The 16,014-nt window shown below is 71.9% G+C and carries 14 protein-coding genes; 11 read left to right on the top strand and 3 right to left on the bottom strand.

Going from position 1 to position 16,014, the window contains the following annotated elements; genetic code table 11:
- The 3 genes from glgX to treY are packed head-to-tail and all read left to right on the top strand — an operon-like array spanning position 1 to position 6,586.
- A complete protein-coding gene (gene glgX / locus ICW72_RS08460; RefSeq protein WP_191085790.1) occupies positions 1 to 2,106 on the top strand; it encodes a glycogen debranching protein GlgX in 2,106 nt (701 codons plus the stop codon).
- Positions 2,103 to 3,854, top strand: a complete 1,752-nt coding sequence (treZ, locus tag ICW72_RS08455; RefSeq protein ID WP_191085789.1) for a malto-oligosyltrehalose trehalohydrolase — start codon at positions 2,103 to 2,105, stop codon at positions 3,852 to 3,854. The genes glgX and treZ overlap by 4 nt, the downstream gene beginning before the upstream one ends.
- Complete coding sequence (gene treY, locus ICW72_RS08450; protein WP_191085788.1) at positions 3,851 to 6,586, top strand: malto-oligosyltrehalose synthase; 2,736 nt, start codon at positions 3,851 to 3,853, stop codon at positions 6,584 to 6,586. Before treZ ends, treY begins: the two co-directional genes overlap by 4 nt.
- On the opposite strand, the gene ICW72_RS08445 is transcribed toward treY, so the two are convergent.
- From ICW72_RS08445 to ICW72_RS08435, 3 genes are read right to left on the bottom strand one after another with little or no spacing between them, the layout of a single operon-like run.
- The gene (locus ICW72_RS08445; protein WP_191085787.1) at positions 6,553 to 7,203 is read right to left on the bottom strand and encodes a phosphorylase family protein; all 651 of its coding nucleotides are present in this window, start codon (positions 7,201 to 7,203) and stop codon (positions 6,553 to 6,555) included. The genes treY and ICW72_RS08445 overlap by 34 nt on opposite strands.
- Positions 7,197 to 8,552, bottom strand: coding sequence for an amidase (locus ICW72_RS08440; RefSeq protein ID WP_191085786.1), 1,356 nt, complete (start codon positions 8,550 to 8,552; stop codon positions 7,197 to 7,199). The genes ICW72_RS08445 and ICW72_RS08440 overlap by 7 nt, the downstream gene beginning before the upstream one ends.
- Entirely contained in the window at positions 8,549 to 8,728 is a 180-nt protein-coding gene (locus tag ICW72_RS08435; protein WP_191085785.1) for a hypothetical protein, read from the bottom strand. Before ICW72_RS08435 ends, ICW72_RS08440 begins: the two co-directional genes overlap by 4 nt.
- Positions 8,729 to 9,030: 302 nt before the next feature.
- Here ICW72_RS08435 and ICW72_RS08430 point away from each other — a divergent pair, with 302 nt between their 5' ends.
- The 8 genes from ICW72_RS08430 to ychF all read left to right on the top strand — a co-directional run bounded on the left by ICW72_RS08430 (position 9,031) and on the right by ychF (position 15,962).
- Positions 9,031 to 10,197 carry a CaiB/BaiF CoA transferase family protein gene (locus ICW72_RS08430; RefSeq protein WP_191085784.1) on the top strand — a complete coding sequence of 389 codons (1,167 nt, stop codon included), beginning with the start codon at positions 9,031 to 9,033 and terminating at the stop codon, positions 10,195 to 10,197.
- Entirely contained in the window at positions 10,194 to 11,081 is an 888-nt protein-coding gene (locus ICW72_RS08425; protein WP_191085783.1) for a hydroxymethylglutaryl-CoA lyase, read from the top strand. Before ICW72_RS08430 ends, ICW72_RS08425 begins: the two co-directional genes overlap by 4 nt.
- A gap of 118 nt (positions 11,082 to 11,199) precedes the next feature.
- Positions 11,200 to 11,505 (top strand): hypothetical protein, encoded by a 306-nt coding sequence (locus tag ICW72_RS08420; RefSeq protein ID WP_191085782.1) that lies wholly within the window; start codon positions 11,200 to 11,202, stop codon positions 11,503 to 11,505.
- Between the two features lie 10 nt (positions 11,506 to 11,515).
- Complete coding sequence (locus ICW72_RS08415) at positions 11,516 to 12,979, top strand: methyl-accepting chemotaxis protein (RefSeq protein ID WP_191085781.1); 1,464 nt, start codon at positions 11,516 to 11,518, stop codon at positions 12,977 to 12,979.
- 127 nt (positions 12,980 to 13,106) lie between these two features.
- Positions 13,107 to 13,802 carry a 50S ribosomal protein L25/general stress protein Ctc gene (locus ICW72_RS08410; RefSeq protein WP_191085780.1) on the top strand — a complete coding sequence of 232 codons (696 nt, stop codon included), beginning with the start codon at positions 13,107 to 13,109 and terminating at the stop codon, positions 13,800 to 13,802.
- A 15-nt stretch (positions 13,803 to 13,817) separates the two neighbouring features.
- Entirely contained in the window at positions 13,818 to 14,393 is a 576-nt protein-coding gene (gene pth / locus ICW72_RS08405) for an aminoacyl-tRNA hydrolase (protein ID WP_191085779.1), read from the top strand.
- Entirely contained in the window at positions 14,393 to 14,839 is a 447-nt protein-coding gene (locus tag ICW72_RS08400) for a hypothetical protein (protein ID WP_191085778.1), read from the top strand. Before pth ends, ICW72_RS08400 begins: the two co-directional genes overlap by 1 nt.
- 28 nt (positions 14,840 to 14,867) lie before the next feature.
- On the top strand, positions 14,868 to 15,962 hold the full coding sequence (ychF, locus tag ICW72_RS08395; protein ID WP_191085777.1) for a redox-regulated ATPase YchF: 1,095 nt from the start codon (positions 14,868 to 14,870) through the stop codon (positions 15,960 to 15,962).
- The last annotated feature ends 52 nt before the right edge of the window (positions 15,963 to 16,014 follow it).

Raw genomic sequence — 16,014 nt, 5'->3', positions numbered from 1 at the left:
ATGGCCCCCCTCCCGGACCGGCTGCTGCCTGGCCGCGCGGACCCGCTCGGCGCCCATTGGGATGGGCTCGGCGTGAACTTCGCGGTGTTCTCGGCCCATGCCGAGCGCATTGACCTGTGCCTCTTCGACCCGGCCGGCCGGCGCGAGATCGCGCGCCTGCCCCTGCCCGAATGCACCGACGAGGTGTGGCACGGCTACCTGCCCGAGGCGCGGCCGGGCATGCTCTATGGCTATCGCGCGCATGGTCCCTATGATCCGCGCAACGGCCACCGCTTCAATCCGAACAAGCTGCTGCTGGACCCGTATGCGCGGCAGCTCTCGGGCGAGGTGCGCTGGTCCGATGCGCTGTTCGGCTATCGCCTCGGCGCGGGCCGCGGGGACCTCACCTTCGACCGGCGCGACAGCGCGCCCGCCATGCCCAAGGGCGTGGTGGTGGATGAGAGCTTCCACTGGGGCGACGACCGCCCGCCGGAAATCCCCTGGGACCGCACCGTCATCTACGAGGCGCATGTCCGCGGCCTGACCAAGCTGCGCGAGGACGTGGCACCCCGCGAGCGCGGCACCTTCGCCGCGCTCGCCGATCCGGGCATGATCGAGCACCTGAAGCGCATCGGCGTGACGGCGGTGGAACTGCTGCCCATCCATGCCTTCCTCCAGGACCGCTTCCTGGTGGAGAAGGGCCTCAGGAACTACTGGGGTTATTCCACCCTCTCCTTCTTCGCGCCCGAGCCGCGCTACCTCATCGAGCCCTGGATGCGGAACGAGCTGAAGGTGGCCGTGCGCCGCCTGCACGCCGCGGGCATCGAGGTGATCCTGGATGTGGTGTACAACCACACCTGCGAGGGCAGCGAGCTGGGGCCGACGCTCTCCTGGCGCGGCCTGGACAACGCCTCCTACTACCGGCTGCTGCCCGACAACCCGCGCCACCTCATCAACGACACCGGCACGGGCAACACGCTGAACATCAGCCACCCGCGCGTGTTGCAGATGGTGATGGACAGCCTGCGCTACTGGGTGCAGCACTTCCACATCGACGGCTTCCGCTTCGACCTCGGCACCATCCTGGGGCGCGAGGCGCATGGCTTCGACCCCGGCAGCGGCTTCTTCGACGCCATCCGCCAGGACCCCGTGCTGGCGCGCGTGAAGCTGATCTCGGAGCCGTGGGACATCGGGCCGGGCGGCTATCAGGTGGGCAACCACCCGCCCGGCTGGGCCGAGTGGAATGACCGCTATCGCGATGGCGTGCGCCGCTTCTGGCGGGGCGACAGCGGCATGCGAAGCGACCTCGCGGCGCGGCTGACTGGCTCGGCCGAGATGTTTGATCGCCGCCGCCGCCGCCCCTGGGCCAGCGTCAACTTCCTGGCGAGCCATGACGGCTACACCCTCTATGACCTCACGGCCTATGAGCAGCGCCACAACGAGGCCAATGGCGAGGATGGCCGCGACGGCCATTCCGACAACCACAGCCGCAACTGGGGCCATGAGGGCGAGACGGAGGATGCGGGCATCCGCGCCACCCGCGCCCGTGTGGCGCGCGCCATGCTGACCACGCTCTTCGCCTCGGCCGGCACGCCCATGCTGCTGGGCGGCGACGAGATGGCGCGCAGCCAGGGCGGCAACAACAACGCCTATTGCCAGGACAACGACATCTCCTGGTTCGACTGGGAACACGCGGAGACGGAGGAGGCGCAATCCCTCCAACGCTTCACCGCGCGCCTCGCTGGCCTGCGCCAGCAACTGCCGCCGCTGCGCCCGGCGGTCTATGAGCATGGCGAGGCGGAGCTGCGTCCCGGCCTTTCCGCCATCGGCTGGTTCGACCAGCACGGCCAGGGGATGACGCCCGAGGCCTGGGCCGAGCCGGAGGCGCGCACATTGATCTTGCGCCGTGCGGTGGTGGCGCCGGAGGGGCATGTGGATGCGGTGCTGCTGCTGCTGAACGCGGATTCCGACGGCCACCGCTTCACCCTGCCCGAGCCCGCGATGGACTGGACCATGGTGCTGGACAGCGCCCATCCGGATCTCGCCGAACACCCGGCAGCCGGGCGCTCGGTGCTGGTGGCGGCGCATTCGGTGGTGCTGATGGCCACCCGGTTGCCGCCCGAATGACCACGCTCTGGGGGCCGGTGGCACGGCCCGGCGGCGGCACGCGCTTCCGCCTCTGGGCGCCGGACAGCGACGCGGTGCTGCTGGAGGTGGAGGGCCAGGCCCCCATCCCCATGGCCGCGCAGGCGCAGGGCTGGTTCACGCTGGACGCGCCGGTGGGGGAGGGCGCGCGTTATCGCTTCCGCGTCTCGCCGGGGCTGGTGGTGCCGGACCCGGCCTCGCGCGCGCAGGCGGGCGGGGTGCATGGGGCCTCTGTGCTGACGGACCTTGCCACCTTCTCGTGGCGGCATGACGAATGGCAGGGCCGCCCCTGGCATGAGGCCGTGATCTACGAGGTCCATGCCGGCGCCATGGGCGGCTTCGAGGGCGTGCGCGAAGCCCTGCCGCGGCTGAAGGCGCTGGGCGTCACCGCCATCGAACTCATGCCCGTGGCCGAGGCGCCCGGCGCGCGCGGCTGGGGCTATGACGGCGTGCTGCCCTTCGCGCCGCACGCGGCGCTGGGTTCGCCGCAAGACCTGCAAGCGCTGGTGGACGCCGCTCATGGCGAGGGGCTGATGGTCCTGCTCGACGTGGTGTTCAACCATTTCGGGCCGGATGGCGCCTATCTGCACGCCTATGCGAAGCGCTTCTTCGACGAGGGCGTGCACACGCCCTGGGGTGCCGCCATCAACTTCGCCGAGCCCGCGGTGCGCGCCTATTTCGAGGAATGCGCGCTGCATTGGCTGCGCGACTACCGCTTCGACGGGCTGCGCCTCGATGCTGTGCACGCCATTCCCGACGCCGACTGGCTGGATCACCTGGCGCGTCGCATCCGCGCGGAGCTTCCCGGCCGCCACATCCACCTGGTGCTGGAGAATGAGCGCAACGCCGCGCGCCACCTGGCGCCGGACGGCCCCTTCGACGCGCAATGGAATGATGACGGCCACAACATCCTGCACCCGCTGCTGACGGGCGAGCGGGAGGGCTATTACGAGGACTTCGCCGAGGATGGCGCGGCCAAGCTCGCCACCGTGCTGGGGCAGGGCTTCCTCTTCCAGGGGCAGCATTCGGCGCATCTGGGCGCCACGCGGGGAGAGCCCTCGGCCCATCTGCCGCCCACCGCCTTCGTGCTGTTCCTCCAGAACCACGACCAGGTGGGCAACCGCGCCTTCGGCGAACGTCTGCCCGCCCTGGCCGACCCCGAGGCGCTGGCGGCGGCCACCGCGCTGCTGCTGCTCTGCCCACAGATCCCGCTGCTCTTCATGGGCGAGGAATGGGGGGCCACTTCCCCCTTCCTCTTCTTCACCGACCACAATGCGGAGCTGGCGCCGTTGGTGCGCGAGGGACGACGGCGCGAATTCGCGCGCTTCGCCGCCTTCGCGGACCCCGCGATGCGCGCCCGCATCCCCGACCCGAACGACGCCACGACCTTCACCGCCTCCATCCCGGATGTGGCGGAGGCCGCGCGCGAACCCCATGCGACGGTGCTGGCGCTTTACAAGCACCTGCTCGGCCTGCGCCACGCGCGCATCATCCCGCATCTGCCCGGCGCGCGCGCGCTGGGCGCCGAGGCGGTGGGCGAGAAGGCCGTGCTGGCGCGCTGGCGCCTGTCCAACCAGGAGGAACTGACTCTGGCCTGCAATCTGGGAGAGGCGCCCGCCGCCTGCACGGCACGCGGCGCCTTGCTGTTCGAGGGGCGGGAAGGGGCCGCCGCCGCGCTCGCGGCCGGCACGCTTCCGGCGCGCACCACCGTGGCGTTGCTCGGCGCATGACCCCGCGCGCCACCGCCCGGCTGCAATTCCATGCGGGCTTCACGCTGGATGACGCGGTGCCGCTGGTGCCCTATCTCGCGCGGCTGGGCATCAGCCATCTCTATGCCTCGCCCATCCTGAAGGCGCGGCCGGGCTCCACCCATGGCTATGACATCGTGGACCATGGCGCCATCAACCCGGAGCTGGGCGGCGAGGACGCGCTGCGCCGCCTCGTCGCCGCGCTGAAGGCGGAGGGGCTGGGCCTCATCCTCGACATCGTGCCCAACCACATGGGCGTGGGCGGTGCCGACAATGCCTGGTGGCTGGATGTGCTGGAATGGGGCCGCCACAGCCCCTACGCCACCTTCTTCGACATTGACTGGGAGCCGCCCGACCCCGCCTTGCGCCACAAGCTGCTGGCCCCCTTCCTGGGCGCGCCCTATGGCGAGGCCCTGGCCTCGGGCGATCTGCGCCTGCATTTCGACGCGAAGCTGGGCAAGTTCCACGCCCAGTATTTCGAGCACCGCTTCCCCATCGCGGCCCCGCACCATGCCGCGCTGCTGCAAGGGCAGGGGCCGGCGGTGGGCTTCGCCGCGCTGCGCCCATCGAGCCGCGCCGCGGCGCAGGCCGCGCATCTGGCGCTGGCCGAGCATGCGGCCACGCCGGAGGGCGAGGCGCTGATCGCCATGGTGCTCGGCGCCCATGACCCCACGACCGAGGAAGGCCGCGCCGCCCTGCACGCGTTGCTGGAACGCCAGCATTACCGCCTGGCCTGGTGGCGCGCGGCGGCGGACGAGATCAACTGGCGGCGCTTCTTCGACATCACCTCCCTCGCCGGTCTGCGCGCGGAGGACCCCGCGGTCTTCGACGCCACGCATGAACTCGTGCTGCGCCTCTATGCCGAGGGCGCCATTGACGGGCTGCGCATTGACCATGTGGACGGGCTGGCCGATCCGCGCGCCTATTGCCGCAAGCTGCACCGTCGCATGCAGACGCTGCGGCCGGATCAGGAGCCGCTGATCTGGGTGGAGAAGATCCTCGCCCCCTTCGAGGCGCTGCGCCCCGATTGGCAGGTGCAGGGCACCACCGGCTACGACTTCATGGACGAGGTGGGCGGCGTCCTGCATGACCCGGCGGGCGAGGAACCGCTCACCCGCATCTGGACCGAGCGCACCGGCCGCCCCGCGCATTTCGAGGAGGAGGCGCAGGAGGCCCGCCGGCAGATTTTGCGCGACAACCTCGCTTCCGAACTCAACGCCACCGCGGCGGCGCTGAAGCGTGTGGCCAATCAGGACATCGCCACGCGCGACCATTCGCTGACGGCGCTGCGCCGCGCGCTGGCGGAGGTGCTGGTGCATTTCCCGCTCTATCGCCTCTACATCTCCAAGGGCGGGCGCAGCGAGGAGGACCGGCGCATCCTGGACTGGGCCATCGCCGGCGCGCGCCGCACGCTGCGCCCGACCAGCCGCCATCTGCTGCCGCTGCTCGATGACTGGCTGGGCGGCGAGCCGCCGCGCAGCCTGCCCCCCGCGCAGCGGCGCGAGAGGTTGGTGGCGGCGGTGCGCTTCCAGCAGCTTTCGGCGCCCGTTGCGGCCAAGAGCGTGGAGGACACGGCCTTCTACCGCTATGGCCGCATGCTCTCGCGCAACGAGGTGGGATCGGAGCCGGGGCGCTTCGCCGTATCGCCCGGCGCCTTCCACGGCACCGCGCGCATGCGGGCGAAGCGCTTCCCGGGGGCGATGCTCGCCACCGCCACGCATGACCACAAGCGCGGCGAGGATGTGCGCGCGCGGCTGGCCGTGCTGTCCGAGATTCCCGGCGAATGGGAGGCGGCGGTGGACCGCTGGACGCGGCTCAATGCGCCCTTGCGCCGCGAATTGCCCGACGGGCCCGCGCCGGGGATGAGCGCCCAGCTCATGCTCTACCAGATGATGGTGGGCGCCTGGCCGCTCGATCTTTCGCCCGCCGATGACGAGGGCGTCGCCGCCTTCGCCGCGCGCCTGGCCGACTGGCAGCGCAAGGCGCTGCGCGAGGCGAAGCGCCGCACCGAATGGGCCGTGGAGAACGCGGATTACGAAGCCGCCTGCCAGGATTTCCTCCACACGGCGCTGGCCGCGGACCGCGCCAGCCGCTGGCGGGAGGAGGTGGCGGGCTTTGCCATGCGCCTCGCCCCCGCCGGCGCGGTGAACGGGCTCTCCCAGGCGCTGCTGCGCTGCACGGCGCCGGGTATTCCTGATCTCTACCAGGGCACGGAGTTCTGGGATTTCTCCCTGGTGGACCCCGACAACCGCCGCCCGGTGGATTTTTCCGCGCGCATGTCCGCGCTGGAGCAGGGCGTGCCGCCGGCCGAGCTGCTGGGTCATTGGCGCGATGGCAGGGTGAAGCAGGCCATCATCGCCCGCGCCCTGGAGCTGCGCCGCGCGCGGCCGGAGGTCTTCGCGGCGGGCGACCACCTGCCGCTCCAGGCCGAGGGCCCCTCGGCGCAGCACGCCCTGGCCTTCGCGCGCCCGCACCGCACGGGCACGGTGCTGGCCATCACCACGCGACTGCCGGCGGCGCTGCTTGGTGCGGCCGAGGCGCCGCTGGTGCCGGGGGCGGCCTGGGTGGAGACGCATCTCGTCCTGCCCGCGCGCCTGTCCGCCGCCACTTGGCGGGACGTGCTGACGGGCCAGATGCTGCGCGCCCGTGGCGGGCGGCTGCGGCTGGACGAGGCGCTGTCTCAGCTTCCCGTGGCGCTGCTCGAGATGGAATGAGCCAGCGCCGCATGGGCGCGCGCGCTGGCGCGGCCCAGGCGGATCAGGGCGGGCAATTCCCAGGGCCGCCGTGCGAGCCCGGCCAGGACGGGCCACAAGGCGGGGCGCCCATCCGGGGTCAGCGCGTGACGGGCGGCGTGCGGCAGGGCGTCCTCCGGCCCATCGGCCACGGCGCGCAGCACGGCGAAGGGCAGGCCGCGCGCCGCTGCGAAGCGCGCCACGGCGCCGCTTTCCATGTCCACCGCCTCGGCGCCGGTTGCGGCGTGCAGGGCGCGCTTGGCCTGGACATCGGCCAGCAAGGTGTCGCTGGCGGCGAGCGGCACCACGCGCGCCCCCGTGCCGATGGCCAGCGCTGTGGTCCAGCCCTCATCGGGGGCGAAGGGTCGGCCCGCATGCAGCGTGCCGGCCAGCAGCACATCGCCGGTGCGGGCCTCCGGCGCCAGACCTCCGGCGATGCCAAAGGACAGCACGCAGGTCACATCGGCGGGCAGGGCGTCGAGCATCGCCGCCAGCCGCGCCGCATCGCCGCCCGAGACCAGCACGCGCGTGCCGGCCGGCAGCAGCGCGGCCTCGCTCGCCAGCCCCACCGCCACAACCGCGCCATCCGGGATCAGCAAGGGGGCGCGTAGTCCTTCCAGGGGGCGGCGCGCTCATAGCCATGGGCGGCGCGCAGCAGCAGCGCCTCGGCATGGGCGGGCGCGGCCAGTTGCAGCGAGAGCGGCAATCCCTTCGACGACAGCCCGCTCATCAGCGTGATGGCGGGTTGGCCGGTCACGTTGAAGGGCGTGCGGGCCTGGCGGGGATAGGTGCGTTCCACCTCGGGCTCGTCGTCAATGAGGGCGGCTTCCTCCATGCTGCTCGCGGTCAGCAGCAGGTCCACCTGGCCGAAGACCTCGTTCACCCGCGCCAGCAACTGGGTGCGGCGGCGGGCGGCGTGCATGTAGTCCACCGCCGGCAGGAACATGCCAGGCAGCAGGCGGCGGCGCGTGACGGCGGCATAGTCCTGCGGGCGGGTCTTGAGCCATTCCTCGTGCACCACGCTGCTCTCCGCGGCCAGGATGGTGCGGTTCACCGCGGCGAACTCGTCGAGGCTGGGCAGCGTCACGTCCATGACGATGGCGCCCTCGGCCGCCAGCAGCCTTGCCGCCTCGTCCAGGGCGGCCGCCATCTCGGCCGAGGCCGGCTGGTCCTTCTCATGGAAGTGCCGGACATAGCCGATGCGCAGGCCGCGCAGCCCGTCCGTCAGGCCGCGCGTGTAGTCCTGCCCGCCATCGGCCATCACGTTCAGCATCAGCGCGGCGTCGCGCACCGTGCGCGTCAGCGGCCCCACATGGTCGAGCGAGAAGGCCAGCGGGAAGACGCCCGCGCGCGGCACCAGCTCATAGGTGGGCTTGAGACCCACGATGCCGCAATGGCTGGCCGGGTGCCGCACCGAGCCGCCCGTGTCCGTGCCCAGCGCCGCCGGCAGCATGCGCGCCGCCACCGCCGCACCGGAGCCGGAGGAGGAACCGCCTGGATGATGCGCCCGGTTCCAGGGGTTGCGGGCGGGCGGGAAGGGCAGGTCGAAGGCCGGTCCGCCGATGGCGAATTCATGGGTGGCGAGCTTGCCCGGGAACACCGCCCCCGCCGCGCGCAGCCGCGCCACCACCGCCGCATCCGCATCGGCCATATGGTCCAGGCGCTGCTTCGAATGGCAGGTGGTGGGGTGGCCCTTGAGGTCGATGATGTCCTTCAGCCCCACCGGGATGCCATGCAGGGGCGAGCGCGGGCCGTGCCGGGTGATCTCGGCCTCGGCCTCGCGCGCGGCCGCCTCGGCCTCTGCGATGGTCATGCGGATGAAGGCGTCGAGTCGCGGCTGCAGAGCGGCGATGCGCGCGAGGCAATCCTCCAGCAGCTCCACCGGCGAGAGCTTGCGGGCGGCGATGAGGGCGGCGGCCTCGGCCAGCGTCAGAAGGTGCGGGCTCACGGGCGGGGCGCCACGAAAGCAGGCGTCGGTTCCAGCGCGGGGTCGCCGCTGCGGGGCAATTGCCCGCGCTGCCGGGCCAGCTGCGCCAGCGCCGCCCGCACATCGGCCGGGTAGCGCGCGGCGGTGTCCTCCAGCCCCGCGGCCTTCACGAGGGCGGCGATCTCTTCATCGGTCATGGTGGGCACCCCTGCTGTCCGCGCGCAGCTTGGGCCGGGCGGGAGAGGCGGAAAAGGGGGGAAAAGCAGGGGGCGGCCGCAGTCGGGGGGGAGATTTGGCGCGGCCGCCCCCTGAAGTTGGGCTCCCTGGCGGCGAGGCGCCGCCCTGGGAGGTCCGGGAGAGACGGGAGTGCTCGGGGGGAGAACACATCCCATGCCGCAATGTGGGGAGGCCGAGTTACGGAAGTGTTGCCGGTGCCGCACGAATTGTCGCGGGCGGCGGCCGGGTCTATGCCGGGGGCCGGATCTGGGAAGGATGACGGATGCTGCCGCTCACGGGCCTCAAGGTGGTGGAACTCGGGCACTACATCGCCGCCCCCTTCTGCACGCGGCTGCTGGCCGATCTGGGCGCCGAGGTCATCAAGGTGGAGCCGCCCGGCGGCGACCCCTTCCGCGGCTGGGGCGCCAAGCACAACGGGCATTCCGTCTGGTTCAGCGTGCATGGGCGCAACAAGCTCTCGGTCACGCTCGACCTCAAGAGCGAGGAAGGGAAGCGCCGGGTGAAGGCGCTCTGCGCCCGCGCGGATGCCGTGGTGGAGAATTTCCGCCCGGGCTACCTGGAGCGCATCGGCCTCGGCCCCGAGGTGCTGCACGCGGCGAACCCGAACCTCATCATCGCGCGCATTTCGGGCTATGGGCAGGACGGGCCCTATCGCGACAAGCCGGCCTTCGGCGCCATCGGCGAGGCCATGGGGGGCTTGCGCCACCTGACGGCCAATCCGGGCCAGAGCGAGTATCCGCCGCCGCGCTGCGGCGTCTCCATCAGCGATGATCTGGCGGGGATGTATGCGGCGCTCGCCATCGCCTCGGCCTGCTGGGGGCGGGAGCGGGGGAACAATGCGGGCAAGGTGCTGGACCTTGACCTGGTGAGTTCGGTGTTCTCGCTGATGGAGGGCATGCTGCCCGAGCACGGCCTCTTCGGCTGGGTGCGCCAGCCGGCGGGGGCGGCCATCCCGACCGCGGCCCCCACCAACACCTATCCCTGCGCCGATGGGAAGTGGCTGTGCGTCGCCGGCAATTCGGATTTGATCTTCGCGCGGCTGATGGCGCTGATCGGCCGGCCGGACCTCGCGGCCGATCCGCGCATGGCCACCAATGGCGGCCGCTGCGAGCACGCGGCGGAGCTGGACGCCGCCATCGCCGACTGGACGCGCACCCTGCCCGCCAAGGAGGCCGAGGCGCTGCTGGAAGGGGCGGAGGTGCCGTGCTCGCGCCTCTACGACATCGCGGATTGCGCGACGGACCCGCATTTCCTCGCGCGCGGCATGGTGCAGAAGGTGGCGGACCCCCTGCTGGGCGAGGTGCTGCACCCGGCACCCCCCTTCCGCTTCGACGGCGTCAGCCCCGCCGAGATGATCCGCTGGCCCGGCCGCGCGGCGGGGGCGGACAATGACCATGTGTTCCATGAATTGCTGGGAGAAGCCCGATGAACGTCACCCTCTCCGAAGTCTCCCCGCGCGACGGGCTGCAGCCCATCAAGGAATGGGTGCCGACCGAGACCAAGGTGGCGCTGGTGCGCGCCCTGCACGCGGCCGGCGTCACGCGCATGGAGGTGGGCAGCTTCGTCAGCCCCAAGGCCATCCCGCAGATGGCCGACACGAATGAGGTGCTGAAGGCGGCCAAGCAGCTCGATGGGCTGGAATGCACGGTGCTGGTGCCCAACCGGCGCGGCTTCGACACGGCCATCCAGGCGGGCGCGGACCGGCTGGGCTTCTTCATGTCGGTGACGGAGAGCCACAACAAGGCGAACCTGAACCGCACGCGCATGGAGAGCTTCGCGGAACTCGCCAAGCTGGTGCAGGAGACGCCGAAGGGCACGAAGATCCGCTTCAACCTCTCCTGCTCCTTCCACTGCCCCTTCGAGGGCGTGGTGCCGGAGGCCGAGGCGCTGGACTGGATCGAGCGCGCCCAGGCGCTGGACGCCGACATGGAGGTGGCCATCGCCGACACCACCGGCAATGCGGCCCCGGATCAGGTGCGCCGCGTCTTCACCCACGCGATCGAGAGCTGGGGCAACCGCTTCGCCTTCCATGGGCATGACACCTACGGCCTCGGCCTGGCCAACATGCTGGCTGCCTGGGAGGCTGGGTGCCGCGTCTTCGACGCGGGCTCGGGCGGTATCGGGGGCTGCCCCTATGCGCCGGGTGCAACGGGCAACACGGCGATGGAGGATGCGGTCTGGATGTTCGAGCGCATGGGCGTCTCGACCGGGCTGAACTGGCCGAAGCTGCTGGAGGCCGCGGACATGGCCGCCGCCATCCCGGGCGCCATGCCGGGTGGGCGGGTGCGTGGCGTGCCCGGGGCGCGCGGGTGAAGTTTTGGCCCGGGGCGCGCGGATGACGTTTTGGCCGGGGCCGCGCGCGGCCTGACGGGCCGCACGGCGCCGCACGGACGCAAGGAAATCTTCAAGACTTCCTGGCATTTCTTGCCGCATGCGGGACCAGGAAGCTTCCAGCCACCCATTCGTTCTGGTTCTGCTCGGGGCCAGTTGCATCTTCCTGCTGCTGGCCGTGCTGTGGCCGCGCGCGGGGCAGCCGGTTCTCCTGACACTTCCCGCCGCCGCGTCGCCCTCCGTGCTTGCCGTCGCCGGCTGGCGCGTGACGGGCTGGCGTGACCTGGGACCGCTGCGCCTTCTCCACCTCCAGCCCGATCACCCGCAGGCCAGCCCCATGGCGCTGCTGCGGCAGACGGGCGGCTGGCTGGCCATCAACTCCACCCGCTCCGGCGGGTGCCTGTAGGGGCTACACCATGGACCTCACGCATTTCCGCGCCCAGACGGGCCGCTTCCTCCTGTGCCTGATGGCGGGGATGATCCTATTGACGCCCCTGGTCGGGCTCTCCTCCAGCGCCCCGATGGAGGACCTTCTCCTCGGCACGCTCGGGGTGGCGCTGCTGGCCCTGGCCGCGGGCCTCGCGGCACGGCGTGGCGCCGGCAGCCCCGTGGCCGGGCAGACCATGGCGGTGGCGCTGATGGCGGCCATCTCCGTCCAGGTCTGGCTGGCGCCCGCCGCCTGGACCCTGGACGCGCATATGGCCTATTTCGCCGGCCTCGCGCTGCTGGCAGGCTATTGCGACTGGCGCGCCGTGCTGGTGGCCACCGTCACCGTCGCCCTGCACCACCTGGTGCTGAGCTACCTGGCCCCCATGGCCGTGTTCGGCGTGCCGGACGGCAATCTCGGCCGGGTGCTGCTGCATGCCGCCATCCTGCTGGTGGAGGCGGGCGGGCTGCTGCTGCTGGTGCGTGGCCTGCCCCGGGCTGCGGCGGCGGCCGATGCCGCGCTGGCCGAGGCCCGCGCCGCCCGCGCCGCCGAGGCCGTCGAGGCGCAGCGCCGCCTGGCCGGCGAGGCGGAATCCCAGGCCGCCAGCCGCCGCACCCGCGCCGCCACCGCGGACAGCGTGGAGCACGCCCTGGGCGGCGTGGCCCGCGAGGTGGACACGGCATCGGCCGCGCTGGACGAGGCCGCGCGCCGCATCAGCGGGGAAGCCAATGCCGCGGCGGAACAGGCCGAGGCCGCCCGCAGCGCCGTGGCCGAGGCGGCGAGCGGCGTGCAGACCGTGGCCGCCGCCTCGGAGGAGCTGGCCGCGGCGGTGTGCGAGATCACCCGGCGCGTGGCCCAGGCCAGCCAGGTCGCGGGCCGCGCCGCCGCCCAGACCGAGAGCACCGGGGCCATCGTGAACGGCCTGTCGGATAGCGCGCAGCGCATCGGCGACGTGCTGCGCCTGATCAGCGACATCGCGGGGCAGACGAACCTGCTGGCGCTGAACGCGACGATCGAGGCGGCGCGGGCCGGTGAGGCCGGCAAGGGCTTCGCCGTGGTGGCGAGCGAGGTAAAGAACCTGGCCGGGCAGACCGCCCGCGCCACGGAGGAGATCGGCCAGCAGATCAGCGCCATCCGCGCCGCGACCGCTGATGCCGTGGCGGCCATCCAGGCCATCAGCCAGGTGGTGGGCGAGGTGAATGAGGTGGCCGGCACCATCGCCTCGGCCGTGGAGGAGCAGGGGACGGCCACGCGTGAGATCGCGGGCGCCAGCGCCACCGTGTCGCAGGGCACCGAAGCCGCCGCGGCGGCGGTGAGCCGGGCGGTGGACCGCATGGGGCGCACGGCCGAGGCGGTGTCGGAGCTTGAAAGCATGGCCGATGCCCTCCGGAACGAGGCCGTGATCCTCCGCAACACCTTGCAGGACACGACAGAGGGCCTGCGCGCCGCCTGAGACCTTGCCGGCGGCGCCGGCATCGCCTACACCCCGCGCCAGGGCGGCACCCCTGGAGGCCGCCTGCTTCCGTTCGGGCATCTGCCTGGGCAGGGGCGAAACATACCCGCAGCAAGGAGTTTCTGGCATGGTCCAGACCATTCGGATCGAGGCCGAGGCGCGCGGGCGTGCCGGTAAGGGGGCGGCGCGCGCGACCCGGCGAGAGGGGCTTGTCCCCGGTGTCGTCTATGGGGCGAAGCGGGAGGCCACGCTGGTCGCCTTCGACCCCCGCGACATCATGAAGGAGCTGCACAAGGGCTCCTGGCAGTCGCACGTCTATGACGTGGTGGTGAAGGACGGCCCGACCGAGCGCGCCCTTCTGCGCGAGGTGCAGTTCCACCCCGTGACCGACCGCCCCATCCACATTGACTTCCAGCGCCTGGCGCCGGGGGCCCGCATCCGCATCAAGGTGCCGGTCGTGTTCAAGCATGAGGAGAGCTGCCCCGGCCTGAAGGCGGGCGGCGTGCTGAACGTGGTCCGGCGTGAACTGGAAGTGCTGGTGGACCCCGAGGCGGTGCCCGAGACCTTCCACATTGACCTGGCCGAAGCCAAGATCGGCGACAGCATCCGCTGGTCGGCCGTGGTGGACAAGGCGGACGCCAAGCCCGTGATCACCGGCCGCGACTTCGTGGTGGCCACCATCGCCCCGCCGACCGTGGTCGAGGAGGTGGCCGCCCCGGTCGCCGCCGCCGAGCCCGCGAAGAAGGGCGGCAAGGCCGCGGCCAAGCCGGCCGCGAAGGCGCCTGCCGCCGCCGCCGCCGCCGCCCCGGCGAAGAAGAAGTAAGCCGGGAGGTTCGTGGTGCGGCTTTGGGTGGGCCTCGGCAATCCGGGGTCCGAACATGCGAAGCAGCGCCACAACATCGGCTTCATGGCGCTCGACGCCATCGCACGCCGCCACGGCTTCGCGCCGTGGCGGTCCAAGTTCAAGGGCGAGGTTTGCGATGGCAGCGTGGGCGGGCAACGCCTGCTGCTGCTCAAGCCCATGACCTACATGAATTTGAGCGGCGAGGCGGTGCAGGCCGCCTGCGCCTTCCACAAGATCCCCCCCGCCGACATCTGGGCCTGGCATGACGAGCTGGACCTCGCCCCCGGCAAGGTCCGGGTGAAGAAGGGCGGCGGCACCGCCGGCCATAACGGACTGCGCGACATGCAGCGCGCGCTGGCCACGCCCGATTTCGGCCGCGTGCGCCTCGGCATCGGCCACCCCGGCCACAAGGACCGCGTGACCGGACATGTGCTGGGCAATTTCGCCAAGGCCGACACCTGGGTCGAACCCCTGCTGGACGCGCTGGCCGATGCGGCCCCCTTGCTCGCCACCGGCAAGGCGGAGGAATTCATGACCCGCGTGGCCTATCTGACCCAGGAGACCCCCTGATGGAGCCCATGGTCGTGGAGGAATTCTTCGGCGGGCCCGGTCCCGAGGACATGGCCAATGCCGCCGCCGCCATCGCCCAGGCGCTGCGGCAATTCGCGGCCACCGAGGCGCAGGCGGCCGCCGGGCTGCGCGCCTGCCTGCCCACGCCGACCGAAGCCGGCCCCCTCTCCGACGTGCGGCGCCTGCGCGCCGTCTCCGCCGCGGCCGGCGAGGCCGCCATCCGCGCGGCCCTGCTGCTGGAGGCGGCCGACATCATCGCTCCCGGCGGGCCGGCGCCCGAGCTCGGCGCGGCACTCGCCGCCGCGACCAAGCGCGTGGGCCTGCCGCCCACCGTGCTGGTGCCGCTGCTGCGCGCCGCCGCCCTCAGCCTGCCCACGGATGACGCCTCGGCCCGGATCGCGGCCGCCATCCGCGTGCAGGACCTCGCCGCCGCGATCGCCGGCTGACACACCCCTTACCGCCAAGGCCAATTCCATGGGTTTCAACTGCGGCATCGTGGGCCTGCCCAATGTGGGCAAATCCACCCTCTTCAACGCGCTGACGCAGACGGTGGCAGCCCAGGCGGCCAACTACCCCTTCTGCACCATCGAGCCCAATGTGGGCCGGGTCGCGGTGCCGGACCCGCGCCTCGGCCAGCTCGCCGCCATCGCGAAGAGCCAGAAGATCGTTCCCACCAGCCTCGAATTCGTGGACATCGCGGGGCTGGTGCGCGGCGCCTCGCGCGGGGAGGGGCTGGGCAACCAGTTCCTCGGCAATATCCGCGAGGTGGACGCCATCGTCCACGTCCTGCGCTGCTTCGAGGATGGCGACGTCACCCATGTGGATGGCAGCGTGGACCCGCTGCGCGACGCCGAGACGGTCGAGACCGAGCTCATGCTCGCCGACCTCGACAGCCTGGAGAAGCGCGTGCCGCAACTCCAGAAGAAGGCGCGCGGCAATGACAAGGAAGCGGCCGCGCAGCTCGCCTTGGTCGAGGTGCTGATCCCAGCCCTTTCCGCTGGCCGCCCCGCCCGCACCGCCGTCCCCAAGGGCGAGGAGGAGGCCGCGCGCCGCCTGGGGCTGATGACCACCAAGCCCGTGCTCTATGTCTGCAATGTCGAGGAGGGCTCCGCCGCCACCGGCAATGCGCACAGCGAGAAGGTGATGGCCCGCGCCAAGGCCGAGGGCGCGCGCGCCGTCGTCGTCTCCGCCGCCATCGAGGCCGAGATCGCGCAGATGGCCGAGGCCGACCGCGGCGAATTCCTCGAAACCCTGGGCCTCAGCGACAGCGGCCTCGATCGCGTCATCCGCGCGGGCTATGAGTTGCTGGGGCTGGTCACCTATTTCACCTGCGGCCCCAAGGAAACCCGCGCCTGGACCATCACCCAGGGCATGACCGCGCCCCAGGCCGCCGGCGTCATCCATGGCGATTTCGAACGCGGCTTCATCGCCGCCGAAACCATCGCCTTCGACGACTACGTGAAGCTCGGCGGCGAACAGGGCGCCAAGGAAGCGGGCAAGATGCGGGTGGAAGGCAAGACCTACATCGTCCGCGACGGCGACGTGATGCTGTTCCGGTTCAACGTCTGAGGGGCATCGCGGGGGACGCTGTCCCCCGCACCCCCTGCCAAAGGCCATGGCC

Origin of the sequence: Roseococcus microcysteis (genome assembly GCF_014764365.1) — a bacterium.
GTDB classification, from domain to species: Bacteria; Pseudomonadota; Alphaproteobacteria; order Acetobacterales; family Acetobacteraceae; genus Roseococcus; species Roseococcus microcysteis.
The sequence above is the reverse complement of the archived record's forward strand: the minus strand, read 5'-3'. Positions and strand labels throughout refer to the sequence as shown.